Source organism: Alkalicoccus halolimnae, assembly GCF_008014775.2.
In the GTDB taxonomy this organism is placed as follows: Bacteria; Bacillota; Bacilli; order Bacillales; family Salisediminibacteriaceae; genus Alkalicoccus; species Alkalicoccus halolimnae.
Genome location: NZ_CP144914.1, coordinates 2799969 through 2819187, shown reverse-complemented (window position 1 = coordinate 2819187; position 19219 = coordinate 2799969). Strand labels below are relative to the sequence as shown.

General features: G+C 43.9%; 17 protein-coding genes. 10 read left to right on the top strand and 7 right to left on the bottom strand.

What is annotated here, in order from left to right:
* Positions 1–93: 93 nt before the first annotated feature.
* The 4 genes from FTX54_RS13015 (at position 94) to murC (ending at position 3570) form a co-directional block, all read left to right on the top strand.
* Complete coding sequence (locus tag FTX54_RS13015; protein ID WP_147805245.1) at positions 94–282, top strand: hypothetical protein; 189 nt, start codon at positions 94–96, stop codon at positions 280–282.
* A 33-nt stretch (positions 283–315) separates the two neighbouring features.
* The gene (locus FTX54_RS13010; protein ID WP_147805246.1) at positions 316–1431 is read left to right on the top strand and encodes a nicotinate phosphoribosyltransferase; all 1116 of its coding nucleotides are present in this window, start codon (positions 316–318) and stop codon (positions 1429–1431) included.
* An 88-nt stretch (positions 1432–1519) separates the two neighbouring features.
* Complete coding sequence (locus FTX54_RS13005) at positions 1520–2185, top strand: hypothetical protein (RefSeq protein WP_147805247.1); 666 nt, start codon at positions 1520–1522, stop codon at positions 2183–2185.
* Positions 2186–2271: 86 nt separating this feature from the next.
* Complete coding sequence (gene murC / locus FTX54_RS13000; RefSeq protein WP_147805248.1) at positions 2272–3570, top strand: UDP-N-acetylmuramate--L-alanine ligase; 1299 nt, start codon at positions 2272–2274, stop codon at positions 3568–3570.
* On the opposite strand, the gene FTX54_RS12995 is transcribed toward murC, so the two are convergent.
* Positions 3563–3703, bottom strand: coding sequence for a hypothetical protein (locus FTX54_RS12995; protein ID WP_338484853.1), 141 nt, complete (start codon positions 3701–3703; stop codon positions 3563–3565). The two genes, murC and FTX54_RS12995, sit on opposite strands and share 8 nt — an antisense overlap.
* Before the next feature lie 11 nt (positions 3704–3714).
* Positions 3715–4830 (bottom strand): aminopeptidase, encoded by a 1116-nt coding sequence (locus FTX54_RS12990; RefSeq protein WP_147805249.1) that lies wholly within the window; start codon positions 4828–4830, stop codon positions 3715–3717.
* A 164-nt stretch (positions 4831–4994) separates the two neighbouring features.
* Between FTX54_RS12990 and FTX54_RS12985 the strand changes: the two genes are divergently transcribed.
* Genes FTX54_RS12985 through ytxJ form a run of 3 tightly spaced genes read left to right on the top strand, consistent with a single transcriptional unit; the run spans position 4995 to position 6213 of the window.
* On the top strand, positions 4995–5420 hold the full coding sequence (locus FTX54_RS12985; protein ID WP_147805250.1) for a DUF948 domain-containing protein: 426 nt from the start codon (positions 4995–4997) through the stop codon (positions 5418–5420).
* An 18-nt stretch (positions 5421–5438) separates the two neighbouring features.
* Entirely contained in the window at positions 5439–5894 is a 456-nt protein-coding gene (locus FTX54_RS12980; RefSeq protein ID WP_147805251.1) for a YtxH domain-containing protein, read from the top strand.
* A complete protein-coding gene (ytxJ, locus tag FTX54_RS12975; protein WP_187254683.1) occupies positions 5887–6213 on the top strand; it encodes a bacillithiol system redox-active protein YtxJ in 327 nt (108 codons plus the stop codon). The genes FTX54_RS12980 and ytxJ overlap by 8 nt, the downstream gene beginning before the upstream one ends.
* 422 nt (positions 6214–6635) lie before the next feature.
* On the opposite strand, the gene FTX54_RS12970 is transcribed toward ytxJ, so the two are convergent.
* Entirely contained in the window at positions 6636–6818 is a 183-nt protein-coding gene (locus FTX54_RS12970; protein ID WP_187254684.1) for a hypothetical protein, read from the bottom strand.
* Positions 6819–7503: 685 nt separating this feature from the next.
* Between FTX54_RS12970 and FTX54_RS12965 the strand changes: the two genes are divergently transcribed.
* The 3 genes from FTX54_RS12965 to FTX54_RS12955 all read left to right on the top strand — a co-directional run bounded on the left by FTX54_RS12965 (position 7504) and on the right by FTX54_RS12955 (position 10829).
* Positions 7504–8598 (top strand): bifunctional 3-deoxy-7-phosphoheptulonate synthase/chorismate mutase, encoded by a 1095-nt coding sequence (locus FTX54_RS12965; RefSeq protein WP_147805253.1) that lies wholly within the window; start codon positions 7504–7506, stop codon positions 8596–8598.
* Between the two features lie 389 nt (positions 8599–8987).
* A complete protein-coding gene (gene ccpA / locus FTX54_RS12960; protein ID WP_147805254.1) occupies positions 8988–10001 on the top strand; it encodes a catabolite control protein A in 1014 nt (337 codons plus the stop codon).
* Between the two features lie 111 nt (positions 10002–10112).
* Positions 10113–10829: a 5'-methylthioadenosine/adenosylhomocysteine nucleosidase gene (locus FTX54_RS12955; RefSeq protein ID WP_147805255.1), complete on the top strand. Its 717-nt coding sequence runs from the start codon at positions 10113–10115 to the stop codon at positions 10827–10829.
* A gap of 438 nt (positions 10830–11267) precedes the next feature.
* On the opposite strand, the gene FTX54_RS12950 is transcribed toward FTX54_RS12955, so the two are convergent.
* From FTX54_RS12950 to FTX54_RS12935, 4 genes are all read right to left on the bottom strand, one after another.
* Positions 11268–12416, bottom strand: coding sequence for an acetoin utilization protein AcuC (locus FTX54_RS12950; RefSeq protein ID WP_147805256.1), 1149 nt, complete (start codon positions 12414–12416; stop codon positions 11268–11270).
* Positions 12416–13024 (bottom strand): CBS and ACT domain-containing protein, encoded by a 609-nt coding sequence (locus FTX54_RS12945; RefSeq protein ID WP_147805257.1) that lies wholly within the window; start codon positions 13022–13024, stop codon positions 12416–12418. The genes FTX54_RS12950 and FTX54_RS12945 overlap by 1 nt, the downstream gene beginning before the upstream one ends.
* Positions 13025–13051: 27 nt before the next feature.
* Positions 13052–13687 (bottom strand): GNAT family N-acetyltransferase, encoded by a 636-nt coding sequence (locus tag FTX54_RS12940; RefSeq protein ID WP_281285275.1) that lies wholly within the window; start codon positions 13685–13687, stop codon positions 13052–13054.
* Between the two features lie 1279 nt (positions 13688–14966).
* Positions 14967–19037 carry a transglycosylase domain-containing protein gene (locus tag FTX54_RS12935; RefSeq protein WP_338484844.1) on the bottom strand — a complete coding sequence of 1357 codons (4071 nt, stop codon included), beginning with the start codon at positions 19035–19037 and terminating at the stop codon, positions 14967–14969.
* Between the last annotated feature and the right edge of the window lie 182 nt (positions 19038–19219).

Sequence of the window (19219 nt, the reverse complement as noted above, 5' to 3'; positions counted from 1 at the left end):
TTGTTTTAGCTGAAGGAAGCCGTGATCGGGGACCTGGAGCCTTGAGCTCTTTTGTTCTTACAAAAATTGAACAAATCCAGGGAGGGATGTAAGATGCATCAAATATCTTTGGGTCATTTAGTTCAACATGTATCTCCGGATTGGTTACACTTACTGACAGATATGGAGCGGACAAAGCACGTTGTTCTGCGCAATGGAGTAGAAAACGTGAACGAAAAAGATGTAATGGAAATAATGGAAGCCGTTATTGCAGAATTCGGAAAAGAAACCCTGCACCATTAATACTTTACAGGGATTATAAGGAGATTATGGTTCATGAAAGAAATATCACTAAAACTGCAAGGGAAAATTAGTCGATTGACGAACAAAACGTTTAAATTCGACGAGCGTGTCGGTGATGGATGGTTCTCGGCAGTCTATTTCCTGAAAACCAAAAAGATTGCAGAAGAACTGGTGCCGGATAATATCGTCACGATGCAGTTTTTTCAGAAAAGTAATGCTGTCCTTTGCGGAACGGACGAAGCGATCGCCCTTCTGCAGGAGTTTGCGGTTCAGCCGGATGAGCTGGAAATCCACTCACTTGAAGACGGAGATAAGATTGAACCGTTTGAAACGGTCCTTACGATCACGGGGCCCTATCAGCATTTTGGTTTTTTGGAAGGTGTTATTGATGGGATTCTGGCCCGCCGTACTTCCGTAGCGACAAACGTTTATGAAGTAGTAAAGGCGGCAAAAACTTCCGGAGTAAAAAAGCCGGTTATTTTTATGGGTGATAGAGATGATCATTTTACAATGCAGGCAGGCGACGGTTACTCTGCCTTTATAGGCGGTTCCAAAGCACAGGCTACCCACGCGATGAATGAATGGTGGGGCAAAAAAGGGATTGGTACAATGCCTCATGCGCTCATTCAATTATTTAAGGGCGACCTTGTGCAGGCGACGAAAGCCTATAAGGAAACCTTTCCTGAAGACGAGCTGATGACGCTGGTTGATTATAATAACGATGTCATACAGGATTCTCTCAAAGTGGCGCGGGAATTTGGAATGGAATTAAGCGGAGTCCGTCTTGATACATCGAATAACATGGTTGACAGATTTTTTACGAGAAATCCCGATATACTTGGAAGTTTCGATCCGCGTGGTGTTAACCCGAAGCTGATTTTTGCCCTCCGCGAAGCACTGGATGAGGAAGGATTCAATCATGTGAAAATTGTCGTTTCCGGCGGATTCGATGCAGAGCGGATTACGAGCTACGAAAAAGATGGAGTACCCGTTGATATGTACGGCGTAGGAAGCAGTCTTCTTAAAGTACATATAGGATTTACAGGAGATAATGTTCTTTTAAATGGAGAGCCGCACGCAAAAGAAGGCCGTCGCTTCAGAGAAAATCCAAGATTGAAAAAAATTGAGTTGACTCACAGTAAAGCTTGAAGCAGATAAAGGGTGGCATGATGTGCTTTCGTCAGCATCATTGTCATCCTTTTCGCTGTTAAATAAAGAATAGAAAGGGGGGCTACAATTGAAAGGAAGGAAAGCTTCTTTTTTAATTGATTTTTCCCAGGTGAAGAAAAATAGACAGAAAATGTACTGGCAGGAAGCAGAGGCGCTTTATGAAAAGCTGTTTTATTATATTCAGTTTGAAATGAATTTGCGTGAAAAAGTAAGAGCAAAAGCAATGTTCCGGGATTTATGCGGGATCGATGGAGAAAGAAAATTAACTTCAGAAGAAGAAATACATTTTGAGCACTGGCTGCTTTTCGATTATATTACCGTTATCGGCTCGCGGCCGTTTGATCTCTTTGTACGTGCGAAAAAAGAGGAAATGTCCAAGCAAATGACGGAGACAGCCGGCCTATTGATGCTGATGTACCTTGCGCCTTACCGGGTAAAGGAAAATCGAGAAACAACGCTCGTAGTTGAAGATATTTCTGGTAAACAGCTGGAAGCACATCCTCTTGGGATTCCACCGAAAACCAGGCCGGGCGATCTGATTTTTGCGAGAATTACAGCTGTAGGTTTCCTGCATACGCTGATAGGTCCAGTGATCAGGATACCTATGGATGAAGAGGCAAACGTAAATGCCCTGCTCGAGAAAAAAAGGCAGGAAGGAAAAAAGAATTATCATCGTTTTTTGAAAGAAACCGGAATTTCTTTTTTACGCTATCATTCTTCTGAGGATGCGTAGCGTAGAAAGAGGTGTTTTGCTATAATGAAAAGGATAAACACGTTAAAACAATAAATTAACCTACAGATATTCGGAGGCACATAGAAATGACAAATTATCATTTCATCGGTATAAAAGGGTCGGGCATGAGTGCCCTGGCTCAGATATTGAGTGACATGAATGCAGAGGTGCAGGGATCAGACGTTGAAAAACGCTTTTTCACCCAGAACCCGCTCGAAAAAAAGGGGATTCCCATTCTTCCTTTTCAGGCAGAAAATATTAAAGAAGGCCAGACGCTTATCGCATCCCCGGCCTACAATGATTCCAATTCGGAAGTAAAAGAAGCGAAAAGAAAGAAAATGAAAGTTCATTCGTATCCTGATTTTCTCGGAGAGTTCATTCAGCAGTTCACGAGTATAGCGGTAACCGGCTCCCATGGGAAAACGTCTACGACCGGTCTGCTTTCCCATGTCTTAACGGCGGCCCGGCCGACGTCCTACCTTATTGGAGACGGGACAGGACGCGGTCAGGAGAACAGTGAATATTTTGCTTTTGAAGCTTGTGAATACCGTCGTCACTTTTTGTACTATCATCCTGATTATGCGATCATGACGAATATTGATTTTGACCATCCTGATTATTTTAAGGACGTTGAGGACGTATTTGATGCGTTTCAATCGATGGCCAATCAGGTTAAAAAAGCAATCATTGCCTGTGGAGATGATTCGTATCTTCCACATATTAAAGCAAATGTACCGGTGATTTATTACGGTCTTTCTGATGAAAATGATTTTCAGGCGAAAGATATTCAAACAGATGAAGACGGAACCCATTTTGACTGTTACATCCGCAGTGAACTATACGGTCGGTTTACGATTCCCGGCTATGGAACACATCACGTACTTAATGCCCTGTCTGTGATTGCTGTTTGTCATTACGAAAACATTGAACGGGAAGCTTTGACTAACCAGCTGAAAACGTTTGAAGGAGTAAAACGCCGTTTTTCTGAAAAGCATATCGGTACTCAGACGCTCATTGATGATTATGCTCATCACCCAACAGAAATTCGTGCGACGGTTGAATCTGCCAAAAAGAAATACACGGATCGTGAAGTAGTGGCTATTTTTCAGCCGCATACTTTTTCAAGAACAGAAGCCTTTATGGATGAATTCGCGTCCACCCTTCAAGAGGCGGACAAAGTTTATTTATGTGACATCTTTTCATCAGCAAGAGAAAAAGGAGAAGGTCTCTCTATTGAAGATCTTCAAAAGAAGATTGATGGAGCTGAGCTTATAACAGAAGACAGCATATCTGTTCTCAGTAAGCACACGGACAGCGTCATGCTGTTTATGGGAGCAGGAGATGTACAGAAATTCCAGTCGGCCTATGAGTCATCAATTAAATAGCAGCCGGCATCGTGGAAACGGAAAAAACTTTGAAAAATGGGATAATCTGTATTAAGAAGTTCAGCTGACTGCCTTCATTCAAAAATGCCTTCATGACGAGTATCATGAAGGCATTTTTAAGTTTCGAAATCATTATGAAGGTTCTTAAACGAGGTTTTCCGGATTTAATCCTTTAAGGTCGTCTGTAACAAAACGGCCGTTTTCACGGATGAGTTCACCGTCAAAATAAATATTGCCTCCCCCGTATTCCGGACGCTGAATATTTACGATGTCCCAGTGAACAGCAGAATCGTTCCCATTATAGGCGTTTTCATATGCCTGTCCGGGAGTGAAATGAAAACTTCCATCAATTTTTTCATCAAAAAGGATATCCTGCATCGGATGCTGGATGTGCGGATTTACTCCGATTGCAAATTCACCAATAAATCGTGCCCCTTCATCAGTATCAAGAATTTCATTGATTTTTTTATTGTCACTGGAGGAAGCAGAGATAATTTTTCCGTCTTTAAAGGTGAAAGAAATATTTTCGAATGTCGTTCCCTGATAGGGGGAAGCTGTATTGTAGGTAATCATCCCGTTAATAGAGTCTTTGACCGGAGCAGTATAAACTTCTCCATCAGGAATATTTAATTTACCAGCGCACTTGATCGCGGGGATGTTTTTTATAGAAAACGTTAAGTCGGTATTCTCCCCTGTAATACGCACCTCGTCTGTTTCGTTCATCCGTTTTACGAGTGCATTCATTGCTTCGTCCATATTCGCGTAGTCCAGATTGCATACGTTGAAATAGAAATTTTCGAAAGCTTCCGTACTCATTCCTGCCAGCTGCGCCATGGAAGCGGAAGGGTAGCGCAGGACGACCCATTTCGTATTTGGAACGCGGATTTTACGGTGGACGACTGTGCCGACTGTCTGCTGGTGCAGACTCATTTTATCAGCAGGTACGTCCGACAGCTCGCTGATATTGCTACCGGCCCGCAGACCGATATAGGCATCCATCTGTTTCATCACAGCAGCTTCAAAATCAGCTGTCAGGTTCTGCTGTTCCTCATTGGCACTCATCAGCAATGAACGGTTTATCCCGTGATCTTTTAGGGAAACAAAAGGTATACCTCCTGCTTCGTAGCTTTTTTCAACCAGGGCTTTTACAAGCTCCTGTTCAAGGCCGAAATTTTCAATTAAAATCTTTTCACCCGCCTGCAGATCAGTCGAGTAGCGAATCAGGTTTTCGGCCAGGTCATTTAAACGTGGATCCCTCACAAAACAACACTCCTTCTATTATGTATCAGATTCGCTTTTATTCTACCTGTGTAAAGGGTAAAATACCAGTATTGAGTTAAAAAGGCAGGATTTTGACAAAATGTCCAGAATCCTGTTCAATGAAAGAAGCACTAATAATTTAATATTAAAAGGAGGAATTAAACATGGAATGGCTTTTATATGTAAGTGCAGCTGTCGTTGCTTTAGCTGTCCTGCTGCTTGTGATCTTTATTATAATCACACTCCAGGCATTAAAGAAAACGATGGACAGTGTTTCCAAAACCGTTGAAGATCTTCAGGGTCAGGTAGACGGCATCACGAAGGAGTCAAACTCTCTGCTACATAAAACCAATGCCCTTGCTGATGATCTGCAGAGCAAGTCAGATTCATTAAATTCGGTATTTGAAGCAGCACAGGAGCTTGGGGTTACTTTTCAAAATATGAACCATTCTGTAAAGCGCGTTTCCGACTCTGTGTCCCGTAAAGCAGACGAGCAGTCAGAATCAGTTGCAAAAGCGGTACAGTGGGGTAACGCAGCTCTTGTTATGTGGTCAAAATGGAAAGCTAAAAAAGAAGCAGAACAGCGATAGATAAGGAGGTCATCTGCCATGAGTGAAGAAAATGGAATCAACAGCAAAGATTTTTTTATCGGTGTACTCGTAGGTGTCTGTGCAGGTGCATCGACAGCTTTCTTATTAACCCCCAAGTCAGGAAGGGAACTGCGTGACGATCTGAACGAGCAGACGCGCTCTGTGAAAGATAAAACGAGTGAGTGGACCAATCAGGCTGTAGAAAAAAGCGGAAATGTAGCTGAAAGTGCGAAAGAAAGTACAGTGACCCTCCGCCAGAAAATAAGCCGGCTGACGCTTTCACTCCGAAAAAACATGCAGAAACTGACAGACTCTGCTGATTATCTTGTCGATGATTTCGACAGTCTTTCGGAGGAAATCGCAGTTTCAGTCAGACAGGAAGTGGAAGATCTGCAGAAATCGGTGGAACAGCTTATTAAAGAGGTAGAAGAAAGAGAAAGAAAACGACCAGATGGAGCGGATAGGAATGATTAAACTGGAAAGTGTAGAAGAACTGCACAAGCTTTACCAGCAGGAGAAGCCGTACCTGCTGTTTAAAAACAGCACCACCTGCCCGGTCAGTTCGGAAGCGTTTGGAGAAACGAACTCATTTGACGAATCCAGGGAGAATATCCCCGTTTATTATCTGAATGTACAGGAGCTTCGCGAAGGTTCAAATGACGCAGCCGATCATTTCGATATAAAACATGAATCTCCCCAGGCATTTTTAATTAATAATAAACAGGTGAAATGGCACGATTCCCACTGGAGAATCACAAAAGAAAATCTCGATAAGGCAGCAGATAGTCTTTAATTTAAAAAGCCGTTAACGAATTTAATATTTTCGTTAACGGCTTTTTTTGGCTTTAAAGGTTTAAATTTACAGTTTATTTTAACTTCTGTAAACAGCCGCTTTCGTTTATGTCGGGAGGCAGCCCGGCCGGAAATCTCTTTCTCAACAGGCAGAAGCGGAGTTTATACATTTATCTGCGCAAGACTTTAACAGAGACACTCATCCAAAAGTCTTGCACCATGAGGCATGAAAATGTCCTTCTTAAGGAATGGAACTTCCCCCCTATACAGGCGGCACCAATGATGTTCAAGGAAGGGTTCTCTTTATTAGAAGGAAGATCCTGCTCTGTCTTTTTGCCGTAAGCTGTAGTGGACATGGGGCGACTCCAGGGCGATCAAGGACGAGCTGAAGATCCATCCCTCCCGACCGCAGGGGGGAAGGGATTAGCTGAGGCCGGCCCGCCCGGAAAGCGTCCCCTTGGAAACGAAAGCGTCCGTTAAACGCTTATCTACATTATTTTCAAGGTAGCTGTAAAGAAAAACAGAAAAGTGCAGCGAATAATCATTTGTAAGCTTAATCGTTGGACAAACAGGATTGAAACCTGCGATATTTAAGAGTGAGGTCATTATAGAAATTCTGCCAATTTTCGAGTCGCTCTTTGTGAAGGATAAAAAAAGGGTCTGCTGTTTATAGAGGAATCAATTTCAAAATATACTTTTCAAGTTATTTTAACGAACATTTTATCAATTTATAATCGGAATATTCGTATATAAAATAGGTTGATTGAAACGGCAGACGGTGGTTCCGGCGGGATAAAGCGAAGTCTGAAAATCCATTCTTCGAGTGTAAAGCACTGGAAAAATTAGTTGAAGACGAGCCCCGCGGAAAGCGTCTGTCTGAAGTGGAAATCATTCACCATGTTGGGAAATCCCTTTCTTACAGCGATTTATGAAATTGATTCAGAGAAATGTTTGAAAGGTTATTACCTGAAAGCCAAGGCTGTTTTTCGGGACGTCTGCGCAAAGATGCGTAGATTGTTGCGGACCCTGTAGAATCTGTATAATTCTCTGCGGCTGGCACACTCATCTTAAATCAACAAATTCAACATTTAACTTTACCAGCGCCTTAATAAAAAAGTTTTTAGACCGAAACCCCTTCAGTGCAGGCATTTTAGAAGCATTGTACCGCTTTAATGCTTAAAAGCGTTTAAGAATTAAAGAAAAAGGGCTGACAAGCATGAACTTATCGTTTATAATGGGCATTAACCGAGAGCAAGCAATTGCTTCACAGCATAGAGAGGAGTTTTTATAAATGAGTAACGAACAACTGGAAGAACTGAGAAAACAGCTGGATGAGGTAAATGATCAACTGATAGACCTCATTTCTAAAAGGGCGGAACTGGCTCAGGAAGTTGGGCGGGTAAAAGCTTCCCAGGGACTCAACAGGTTCGATCCAGTAAGAGAGCGCAAAATGCTTGATGCTATTGCTGCTAAAAACGAAGGACCGTTTGAAACGTCTACAGTACAGCATATTTTTAAAGAAATCTTCAAAGCCAGCCTCGAACTTCAGGAAGACGATCACAGCAAAGCACTGCTCGTTTCCCGTAAACGTAAGCAGGAAGATACGATCGTAGAAGTACGCGGCGAAAAAATAGGAGACGGAGAGCAGAGGATTATTGCAGGTCCTTGTTCCGTAGAAAGCTTTGAACAGGTCGATGAAGTAGCGGCAGCTCTTAAAAAACAGGGAATTAAGCTGATGCGGGGCGGTGCATTTAAACCGCGGACATCTCCATATGATTTCCAGGGACTCGGAGAAGAAGGCCTGCGCATTCTTAAGAAAGTATCAGAAAAACACGATTTAGCGGTCATCAGTGAAATTGTAACGCCTCATGATATGGAAAAAGCAGAGGAATACCTCGATGTTATCCAGATCGGTGCCAGAAACATGCAGAACTTTGAACTGCTCAAAGCAGCAGGTAAAACAAATAAACCAATTCTGTTGAAGCGTGGATTGTCGGCAACAATCAAAGAATTGATAAATGCCGCTGAGTACATTAATTCACAGGGGAACGGTCAGATCATTCTTTGTGAGCGTGGCATCCGCACATATGAAACTGCAACACGCAACACATTGGACATTTCTGCGGTACCTATCCTTAAACAGGAAACGCACCTGCCGGTATTAGTAGACGTGACGCATTCCACTGGACGACGGGATCTGCTTCTTCCTACAGCTAAAGCAGCACTTGCTGTTGGAGCAGACGGGGTCATGACGGAAGTTCACCCTGATCCAGCGGTAGCGCTGTCTGATTCCGCACAGCAGATGGACATTCCACAATTTGAAGAATTCCTGACAAAGCTGACAGAATCCGGACTCTACAAAAGAGGACAGGTTACTGCCAAGTAATTTGAACAGGAAAATCTCCGGAACGATTTCGCTTTGGAGAACCGGAAGCAGAGTAGAACAACAGTGTTTAAAATGTCTTCATGACAATTCGTCATGAAGACATTTTATTGTTTTCGACTTTCATAGAAAACCATCACCAGGGAGCGCGACAATTTATTCAGAAGAGTGAAAAGCCATTATGAAAAGCATAAATTCCCTCTAGACTGAAGAGCTTTTATTACAAGCTGAATATTTGTTGAAACAGAATAAAAAAATATGAAAGAAGCGGCTCTCACGGGCTTTTTCATCCGGAAATCGTTTGCGTGGCAGGGAAAAGTGTCGTATGATGAAAAGAGATTATGAAAACATGAAAACCATTCATTGGATAGAGTGTAAGGAGGAAAGAATAAATGAACGTAACAATTTATGATGTAGCCCGGGAAGCCGGTGTATCAATGGCCACTGTGTCCCGCGTGGTGAACGGTAATCCAAACGTGAAACCGACTACCCGAAAACGTGTGGTAGAAGCGATAGACGAGCTTGGATACCGTCCTAATGCGGTGGCAAGGGGGCTCGCAAGTAAAAAAACAACAACTGTCGGAGTTATCATTCCCGATATTTCCAGTATTTTCTTTTCGGAATTGGCAAGAGGAATTGAAGATATAGCTACAATGTATAAATATAATATTATTTTAAGCAATTCTGATCAAAACAAAGAAAAAGAGATTCACTTAATTAATACGCTTCTGGAAAAGCAGGTCGACGGAATCGTATTCATGGGTGGAGAAATTACGAAGGAACATGAGGAAACATTTAAAAAATCCCCGGTACCTATCGTGCTTTCCGCTACGATCGATGAGAAAAAAGAATTCCCATCTGTTAATATCGATTATAATCAGGCTGCCTTCGACGCCGTTTCCGCCATTATCCGTCAGGGTCATACACGGATAGGGATGCTGAGCGGAACGCTTGAAGACCCTATTAACGGCTATCAGAAGTTTGCCGGCTATAAGCGGGCTCTGCAGGAAGCGGACATCGAACTGGATGACAATCTGGTCGTTATCGGAGATTATACACATGATTCCGGCCTTGAGGCTATGGAGCAGTTTTTAAAACTTGAAAACAGACCAACGGCATTATTTGCATCAACTGATGAAATGGCCCTTGGCCTTATTCATGGAGCTCAGGATGCAGGGTTCAAAATTCCGGATGATTTTGAAATCATCGGATTTGATAATACCCGCCTGGCGATGATGGTGCGTCCAACGCTCTCCACGGTTGTTCAGCCAATGTACGATATCGGTGCAGTATCCATGCGTCTGCTGACAAAACTTATGAATAAAGAACAAGTGGAGGAAAATGCTGTAGTTCTCCCTCATAGAATGGAATACAGACAGTCGACTTCTTTCGGGGAGGAAGAATAGACTGAATTCTGCGGAGTAGTAAACGAATGAAAAAAAACTGCCCTCCCGCTTATGCGGTGAGGACAGCTTTTTTTGTATCAAAAACAGTTCAATGAGGAAGGAGCTGACAGGATGAAAGTTGGAATTATTGGAGCTATGGAAGAAGAAATCGCTCACTTTACTCATCTTTTTACGATCGAAGAAAAATATGTACTGGCTAAAAATCATTATTTTACAGGTAATTTTGGATCGTGTGAAATAGTACTGACAAAAGCAGGAGTGGGAAAGGTCAACGCAGCAGCAGCAGCTCAAAAAGTAATTGATTATTTTAATGTAGATGCTATCTTGTTTACAGGTGTTGCCGGAGCAGCGAATCCGGATTATGAAGTTGGTGACGTTGTTATCAGCGACGTTTGTCAGCATCATGATATTGATGCCAGCCCGCTCGGCTTTTCCAAAGGTATCATTCCTATGTTTAACGGTCCTTCTCTTTTCTTTGCGGACGAAAAGTGGAGGGCGATTGTTAAAGAAGCTGCTGAGGAATTGGAAGGAATCAACGTGTTTGAGGGTAAAATAATGAGCGGGGAACAGTTCATCGCTGATAAGACGGAAGTTGAAAAACTGCGCTCTTTATTTGGAGCCGACTGTGTAGAAATGGAAGGTGCCGCCGTAGCCCAAATAGCATGGATGCATGACGTGCCATTTGTTATTATCCGTTCTATTTCCGACAAAGCTAATGGAGAAGCACCAGTTTCTTTTCAAAAGTGGCTCTACGAGACCGCAGAACGATCAGCAGCTATCGTAACGTCATCGCTAAAGAAATACGTAGAGAGTGCGGAATATAAATAGTCGGACGAGAGATTCCCGGAAATAAAAAGAATTGTTTCAAACTATTTGCACTGTCGTCTGTGATCCGAAAGAGCTTATATTCTTACATGCCGGGATAAAAACAACATTTCTCATTGATTTGTTCAATTTATATAGTTTACAAAAAGACTGTCTCTAAATTTCCAAAGAGACAGTCTTTTTGTGTTTTTTTCTGAATAAAGCTGAGATTTTTTTATTTGGAGCCTGACGCTGCTGTCACTTCCAGCCGGGAGCGGAAAACTTCCTTCGGTCATCGCAGCCAGAAGGATAGGGAAGCTGATAAAGAAATCTGCAGAAAATACAAGTTGTCTGCTAATGGAAGGATGCCTTGAAGATAAAGCAGCTAAGCGATGAATGTCCGCTTTCGTTTCCACGGGGACGCTTTCCGGGCGGGCCGGCCTCAGCTGATGAAAAAAGCCTTTATAAAAATTTCAGTGCCTGTTTAACGGTACGGGCGTTCTTCTGATCAATTTCCTGTTTCCGCGGGATCTGCGGGTACAGTCCTTTTGGGTCGTTCCAATCCGGGGGGAGCTTCACTGGAGCTTCTTCCTGCCATTTAGAGAGCCAATCTTTCGGAATAGGATAATCCCGAAGGTGTGTCTGGCCGCTCATTTCAAGCCATAGGCTTGCCCAGGCACGAGGTACGACTCTCCAGATGTCATATCCGCCGCCGCCGACCGCAATCCATCGGCCATTACAATATTCGTGTGCTAATTGGTGAGCAATTCTGGGCACCTCGTGAAAAAAATGAAGCGTGCCGCATAGATGTGTCAGAGGGTCGTAATAATGAGAATCCGCACCATTCTGTGTAAGAATCACATCCGGTTTGAATGTTTCCACGACTTTTCTCATTACTTTTTCATATGATTCAAGCATTGTATCATCTTCTGAAAATGCTTCGAATGGGATATTGAAAGCAGTACCATATCCTTCCCCATGTCCCCGTTCTGAAACATGTCCGGTTCCTGGGAAAAGAAACCGTCCGCTTTCATGAAAGGAAAGGGTACACACATCAGGGTCATCATAAAATGCCCATTGTACACCGTCTCCATGGTGGGCATCGGTATCCACATATAATACTCTCGCATCGTATTTACGGCGTATATACTCAATAGCAATGGAACTGTCATTATAGATGCAAAATCCTGAAGCTTTGCCTCTGAATCCGTGATGGAGGCCTCCGCCAAGATTCAGTGCATGACTGTAGCCATGCTGAAATACCATGTCGGCAGCTTGAAGTGTTCCGCCTACGAGCCATGAAGCTGCATCATGCATCATTGGAAAGACAGGTGTGTCTTCCGTCCCAATCCCATACTTTGTACGGAAAGACGATTTCTGCTGGCCGTCTGTGGCGCTTATGACGGCTGAAACGAAATCTTCATCATGAACAAGCAGCAGTTCGTCGACTGTGGCCATTCGCGCTGGAATAATGTCTTCTTCGCGCAATCCTCCGCATTTATAAAGTAAGTCATTAGTCATAGAAAGGCGGCGCTGGTTGAAAGGGTGGTCTTCATTGAACTTATAGCCGAGCTGTTCTTTTGAAAATATAAATGCAGCTTCTTCCTTCATTATTTCATCTCCGGTTCTTCCGGCCAGATTATGTCATAGCCTTGGTGTTTGAGAGCCTTTACGAAGGCCTGCGGATTCATCGTCTGGATACGCATAACGATGCGCATGCGATTCTGTGCGGAAGGAATAACAAAAATGCTTTGAATATTAAGTGAATACTGCTTTGCAGTGGCAGTGACAGCAGCAAGCTGACCGCTTTCATCCGGCACCTCGACCTCGACTCTGGAGGAAGGCCGGTCTGACCCAGTTAAACGGACGAGAGTCTGCAGCAGATCCGTGTCAGTCAGAATGCCGATAACTTTTTCAGTATTAGAAACAACCGGCAGGCAGTGTATCCGGTTTTCAAGCATCATGTAGGCAGCTTCCTCTACAAAATCTCCTGGGAAGGCGGTATGTACATTATCTATCATTACACTCTGAATGGTTTTGTCATTATCCAGTTCCCGGAGGTCTCGATTGGAAACAATCCCGATGAGTTCACTTGTCTGAGGATCAAGAACCGGGAGGTGGCGGACTCTGTTTCCGTTCATTAACTTCATCGCATTTTGGACTGTATCTGATGGATCAATAGGAATGATATTCTTCTGCATAACTTCTTCTACGCGCATATTTTCACACCTCGGTTTCCTTAGGGATTAAATCATATAGCGGTTCTGGAAGCGGACGCGGTCGAATTCATGAACAGAATCGTTAGGAACACGGCTGCCGACACGAGCCATCAGACAGTTAGCCGGGTGGGAGCATATTTCGGGATCATCTGTTGCGTACCAGATAAGCCCGCCGGAATTCATGACTTTTTCCATTATATCCCTGTATTCCCAGATCGACAATCCAGTTCCTCTTAAATCCCAGTGCCAGTAATATTCTGTTGTAATAATAATATAATCTTCAACAGCCGGATCCATCATCGTTACCTGAAGAATATGCTTTGCCAGGGCGTGGCCTCTGTAATCTTTGGATACTTCGATGGCCCCAAGTTCGATGAGGTTCTCATAATTGTACTGGGACCATCTTTCCATCTCGTCGGGGTAAAGGTAAACAGCATAACCGACAATTTTGTTTCCTTCAGTAGCCGCAATAATCCGGCTTTCCTCTAATTTAGAAACGTTAATGAGTGCTTCTTTTTGTTTATCCGGATTCCTGAAAGCTTTGAGGCCTTCATCGAATTCAGCCTGTTCAATTGCCTCAGTTGAGATCGGGCCAGCGATAGTAAATTTCCTGTTTTCTTTACCGGTATGTTCAATTGAATGAAAGGTTTTCCGGTGTTTCACAGCCATCCCCACTTTCCGCGTTGATACGTATAATATACCATAGTTTGCAATAACCTCCTATGCGTTGAAAGCAAATAAGACAGATAATTGTAAGCGCTCTATTTATTTCTTAAGCTTTGTTAAAATCTGTGGCTCTTACGCAAACTTGGTGGAATTAAACTATATTTTCCAATAATTCTAAAATAAACTAATTATTCAAACTGCTTATGTCTGTTACTGCGGCTTTTAAACCATTAAATGATAAAGAGCAGGTACGATTCCCTTTATATGCGTAAGAGCCAAATCTGTTATTGATATATATAAGAAAACTTCGCTTCAACTCGGCAGGCCTGCCGTGGAGGAGCTTTCCAGCTTCCTCGGGCTTTGCCCTGCGGGATCTTCCAATCTCCTTCTTCCACTGGCGTCCGCCGGTTTCCGCTTCGTTTTGATTTTCCAATACAGAAACCCCGCTGGTTGAATCAAGAAGGTGCCAAGGTAGAAGCAAATGCCACGGTGATTTTTCAGGACGCCAGCGGAAAAAGAAAGCAGGAAGATCCTCCCGGACGACAGGGAGGGAGAGCTGAAGGCTTTCTCCGCGGCAGGCGAAGAAAAAGGAGCCGCAGGCACTCCAAAAACAACACGGAGCTTTAACAGAGACACTCATGCAGAAATCATGCACCATGAGGCATGAAAATGGACTTCTGCAGGAAATGGAACTTCCCCTCTATACAGGTGGAATCAATTATGTTCAAGAAGGGGTTTTCTTTATTAGAAGGCAGATGCTGCTCTGTCTTTTTACCTTAAGCTGGAGTGGAGATGGGGCGACTCCGAGGCGAAAAAGGACGAGCTGAAGATCCATCCCTGCCGACCGTGGGGAGGAAGGGATTAGCTGAGGCCGGTCCGCCCGGAAAGCGTCCCCATGGAAACGAAAGCTGCCGTTAATCGCTTATCCACTTTATTTTCAAGGCAGCCATTTCTTATTATTAAAATCTATCAGTAATCGGCGTTTCTGTATGTGTGACTCTGATCCTAACTTGCTGTAAGGGGGTTTCAGGGTGGACTGACATTCTGCAGAACTATCCAACTTCCTTCTCTTCAGGCCAGCCTTGGATACTTTGCAAAATCATTGATTCATCCTATATATAATCTATTTGCGCACGTTAAGCGATTCGCAGGACGGTGCAGCATTGAAAAGAACAGAGAAGGAGAGACAGACGAGGGGATAGTTTATATAAATACAAAAAAGGAGACCGGTATGGCCTCCTTTTTCTACACGCTTAAAAAGCAGCTTGAGAAAAAATCAGGAATTGCTGCTTTCTGTGTTGTTTTCGGTATTGTTATCTGAATTCGTACTTTCAGAATTATTTCCGGAAGAATTGTTGTTATTACTGTTATTTTCCGAATTATCAACAGGTGTATTGTCCTCTGCTGAATTTGAGACACTTTCGTTATTGGAACTATTGGTGGAGTTATTTCCTGAGTTGTTTCCGGCAGCGTTGTTATTCTCCTCATTATTCGAGGAGTTATTTCCAGAGATGTTTGCTTCATTTTCTCCACTATTATTGTTAGAACTGTTGTTCACGTTATTTTCATTGCTGCTGCCGGAGTTATCAGCAGGCTCGTTGTTGGAGCTGCTGTTATTTCCGGAGTTAGTGTTGGAACTGTTGTTCACGTTGTTCTCATTGCTGCTGCCGGAGTTATCAGCAGGCTCGTTGTTGGAGCTGCTGTTATTTCCGGAGTTAGTGTTGGAACTGTTGTTCACGTTATTTTCATTGCTGCTGCCGGAGTTGTCAGCAGGCTCGTTGTTGGAGCTGCTGTTATTTCCGGAGTTAGTGTTGGAACTGTTGTTCACGTTATTTTCATTGCTGCTGCCGGAGTTGTCAGCAGGCTCGTTGTTGGAGCTGCTGTTATTTCCGGAGTTAGTGTTGGAACTGTTGTTCACGTTATTTTCATTGCTGCTGCCGGAGTTGTCAGCAGGCTCGTTGTTGGAGCTGCTGTTATTTCCGGAGTTAGTGTTGGAACTGTTGTTCACGTTGTTCTCATTACTGCTGCCGGAGTTGTCAGCAGGCTCGTTGTTGGAGCTGCTGTTATTCCCGGAGTTAGTGTTGGAACTGTTGTTCGCGTTATTCTCGTTGCTGCTGCCGGAGTTTCCGGCAGGCTCATTGTTCAAGCCGCTGTTATTTTCGGAACTGTTGTTCGAACCTTCGTTGCCGCCGCCAGCATTATCCCCGGAGTTACTTTCCGGGGTGCTGGCTGCGTTATTATTGGCATTGTTTACAGAGTTGCTGTTGTTCCCTGAGTTATTGCCATTTCCGCTGCTGTTATTATTGGAATTACTATCATTATTTCCTTCGTTTTCTGCGGCAGCACTGCCATTGCTGGAATCAGCGTTATTACTGCCGTCGTTGTTTGAGGAACCGGTATTGTTAATACCGTTACTGGTGGAGTTTACTCCGTCGGTCTGGCCGCCGTTGGAATTATCCCCGTTATTATTATTGTCCTCAGAATTCTCCGGGCTGCCAGACTCATTGTTCGAGTTGTTTCCGCCGCCGGAATTATCTTCATTATCATTGGAGGAGTTCCCGGAACTATCCTCCTCATCTGAATCCGAGCTGCCTTCACCAACCGTTACAGTACTGCTCGGATTAGACTCTCTTCCTGCTACATCTACAGCTGTAACCCGATAGCTGCCTGCACTGCCGGAGTATTCAAAATCCTGATCCCAGCGGACACTTTCAACTTCGGAAAAATCACTGCCATCGCTGGAATAATAGACGCGGTAGCCGATCACATCTTCTTCAGGGTGGGAATCCCAGGAAATAGAAGATGAAGAGCTGTCCAGATTTGGCATTGTTCCCGGGGTCGTACCGTTATCCGGAGCTTCTTCGCTTGCACCGATTAAATTGTTCCAGTCATCAGGTACGTAATCGGAAAATTCTTCGCCGGAAAAATCAAAACGTTCATTCATTGAAGCGGTTCCGGTTCTTGTGAATTCGGAAGGCGTGCTGTCAAGAGCAAGATAATTTGTTTCATCGACTTCCACATAATCGATGCGGTCTGCGTCTTCAGAGCGTTCAGAAGGAGAGTAGTCTTCGTTAAATAAGTCAGTCACTACAAATCCAGCATCTTCACACGCATCGTCTGCTTCCATTCCTGTTAATCCACAAAATTCTTCTTCAACGACTGTATCAGGCTGAGTAAATTCTTCATTTGGAGCGACGAGCTGTTCGTTTACACCGTAGGCGGCATTTGCCAGATCTGCCCACAGCCTCTGCGTACGCGGCCCGTAATCAATTCCATTATGTTCCTGAGGTACTGATATTTCTTCGGTATCATATCCGAGCCAGATTCCCATTGTGAAGTTTGGGTTAAAGCCGACAAACCAGGCATCCCTTATTTCATTACTCGTACCCGTTTTACCGGCAAGGTCAGATTCAAATTCGAGGAATCCAGGGAGCTGTGGAGCTGTGCCGAGTCCGGATTCGAGAACGTCTCTCATCACATCGATCATCATATAATTCGTTTCCGAAGAAAGAATGTCGGTTTCCTGTTCGGTATCCTGTTCAAAAACAATATTTCCATTCGCATCTTCAATGCGGCTGATCATGTGAGATTCTCTTCTTTTACCGTCGTTGCCAAAGGTGGAGAAGGCGCTTGTGTTGGCTTCCACGTTCATCCCAATGGTTCCAAGAGGAGTGGATGGGTTTGGTTCACTTCCGGTAAAGTAAGGTTCAAAACCATAGTCCACGAGAGCCTCTCTTAATACGTCACGGTCCATAAAAGCCATTTCTCTAACTGCCGGTACGTTGCGGGAGCGGGAAAGAGCTTCGCGGGCCGTAATCATCCCTGAATGGTCACCATCGAAGTTTGGAACTTCCTGAGGTTCTGAGTCATCGAATTCATCCTGTTCGTACTCATATGGAATATCAGGGGTGATATAACCCGGCTGAAGATCTCCAGTTTCGAACCCTACAGCATAAGTGAGCAGGGACTTCATCGTCGATCCGGTCTGACGGCGCATATTTCCTGTAGCACGGTTGAAATTACTTTCTTCGTAGTCTCGACCGCCGACAAAACTGATAATGCCTCCGGTATAGTTATCAATCATAACCGCACCGGTCTGCTCCATATAATCAATTTCGACTTCTTCTTCTTCACCCTCTTCTCCAACAGTGACCATAAGAGATTCATTAGGGGCGAAATGCTCAAAATCCTGTACTGCCTCCTGCTGCGCATCGTAAATGTCTTTATGAATCGTTGTATGAATTTCGAAGCCGCCACGCTGCATTTCTTCAGCTGCCGCTTCTGTGTAACGGCTCCGCGTAAGAGCACGATAATCTTCATCTTCAATTTCATCAAGAACAATGTCGTCTTCCTCCATAAGAACGTTCATGATCTCATCACGAGCTTCGCTTTCGACGGCATCGACAATATATGGATATTCATCGAGGCTGGAAGGCTCAGGGTCAGTGAAATCGGCACTAATATCATAGTCCAGCGCTTCCTGATATTCCTCTTCGCTGATGTATCCACTCTGTTCCATTCTGTCGAGTACGGTACTCATACGGATAAGAGCGGCATCAATGGATTCTTTTTGTTCTCCTGCAGAAGTAAACGGAGTATAAGCAAAAGGACTTTGCGGGAGTCCGGCAATGAAGGCGGATTGAGGGACATTTAATTCGGAAACTTCCGTGCCGAAAATCCCTTCAGCCGCTGCCTGTGCTCCTGCGATCTGACGTCCTGAAGCGTTACGTCCGAAAGGAACGATGTTAAGGTAGGCTTCAAGAATTTCATCTTTATCCATAAATCTTTCTAAACGCATAGCCAGGAGAATTTCTGCAGCTTTCCGGTCGTGGGTAACCTCATTGGAAAGCACCTGATTTTTAACAAGCTGCTGAGTGAGGGTACTGCCTCCGGTTTGTGTGGCTGCATTAGTGAAATCCTGGAATACCGCTCTCATTAATGCTTTTGGGACGATGCCTTCATGGTCGTAGAAATACTCATCCTCTGTCGCGATAACAGCATTGACGAGGTTTTCAGAAACATCATCAAGGCTTATCTGACTGCGTTCGAGGGGGGTAGTTAAATTACCAAGGTATTCGTTATTGGCAAAATAAACTTCTGAGGTTTCTTCAAAATCGTAAATACTGTCTTGTAATTCCTGAGCGTCACGTATCGGTTCATCCTGCACGAGGGAGGCGAAATAACCTGCGCCTGCTCCTCCGGCAAAAGCAGCCATAATTAAACCAATAATGAATACTACAAGTATTAAATTCCACATCACTGCAGAGGTAATTCGAAATCCTTTTGTAATTTTAACGGCACTTCGTCTGCCTGATTTATTTCTCCATGAAGACAATTTTTCCCTCACATGGACTCCCCCTTATTTTAACAATATCGCCCTTCATTATATCACAGCTTTGCTGGATAGTGAAAGCTGAGGATGCCTGTACATAGATGCATCCATTCTATATAAAATAGGGCACATCGTTTTCTCAGTTTTTCGGTTCCTGGATAGCCTTAAGGCGGAAAACAATCCCAACGTTCAGCACT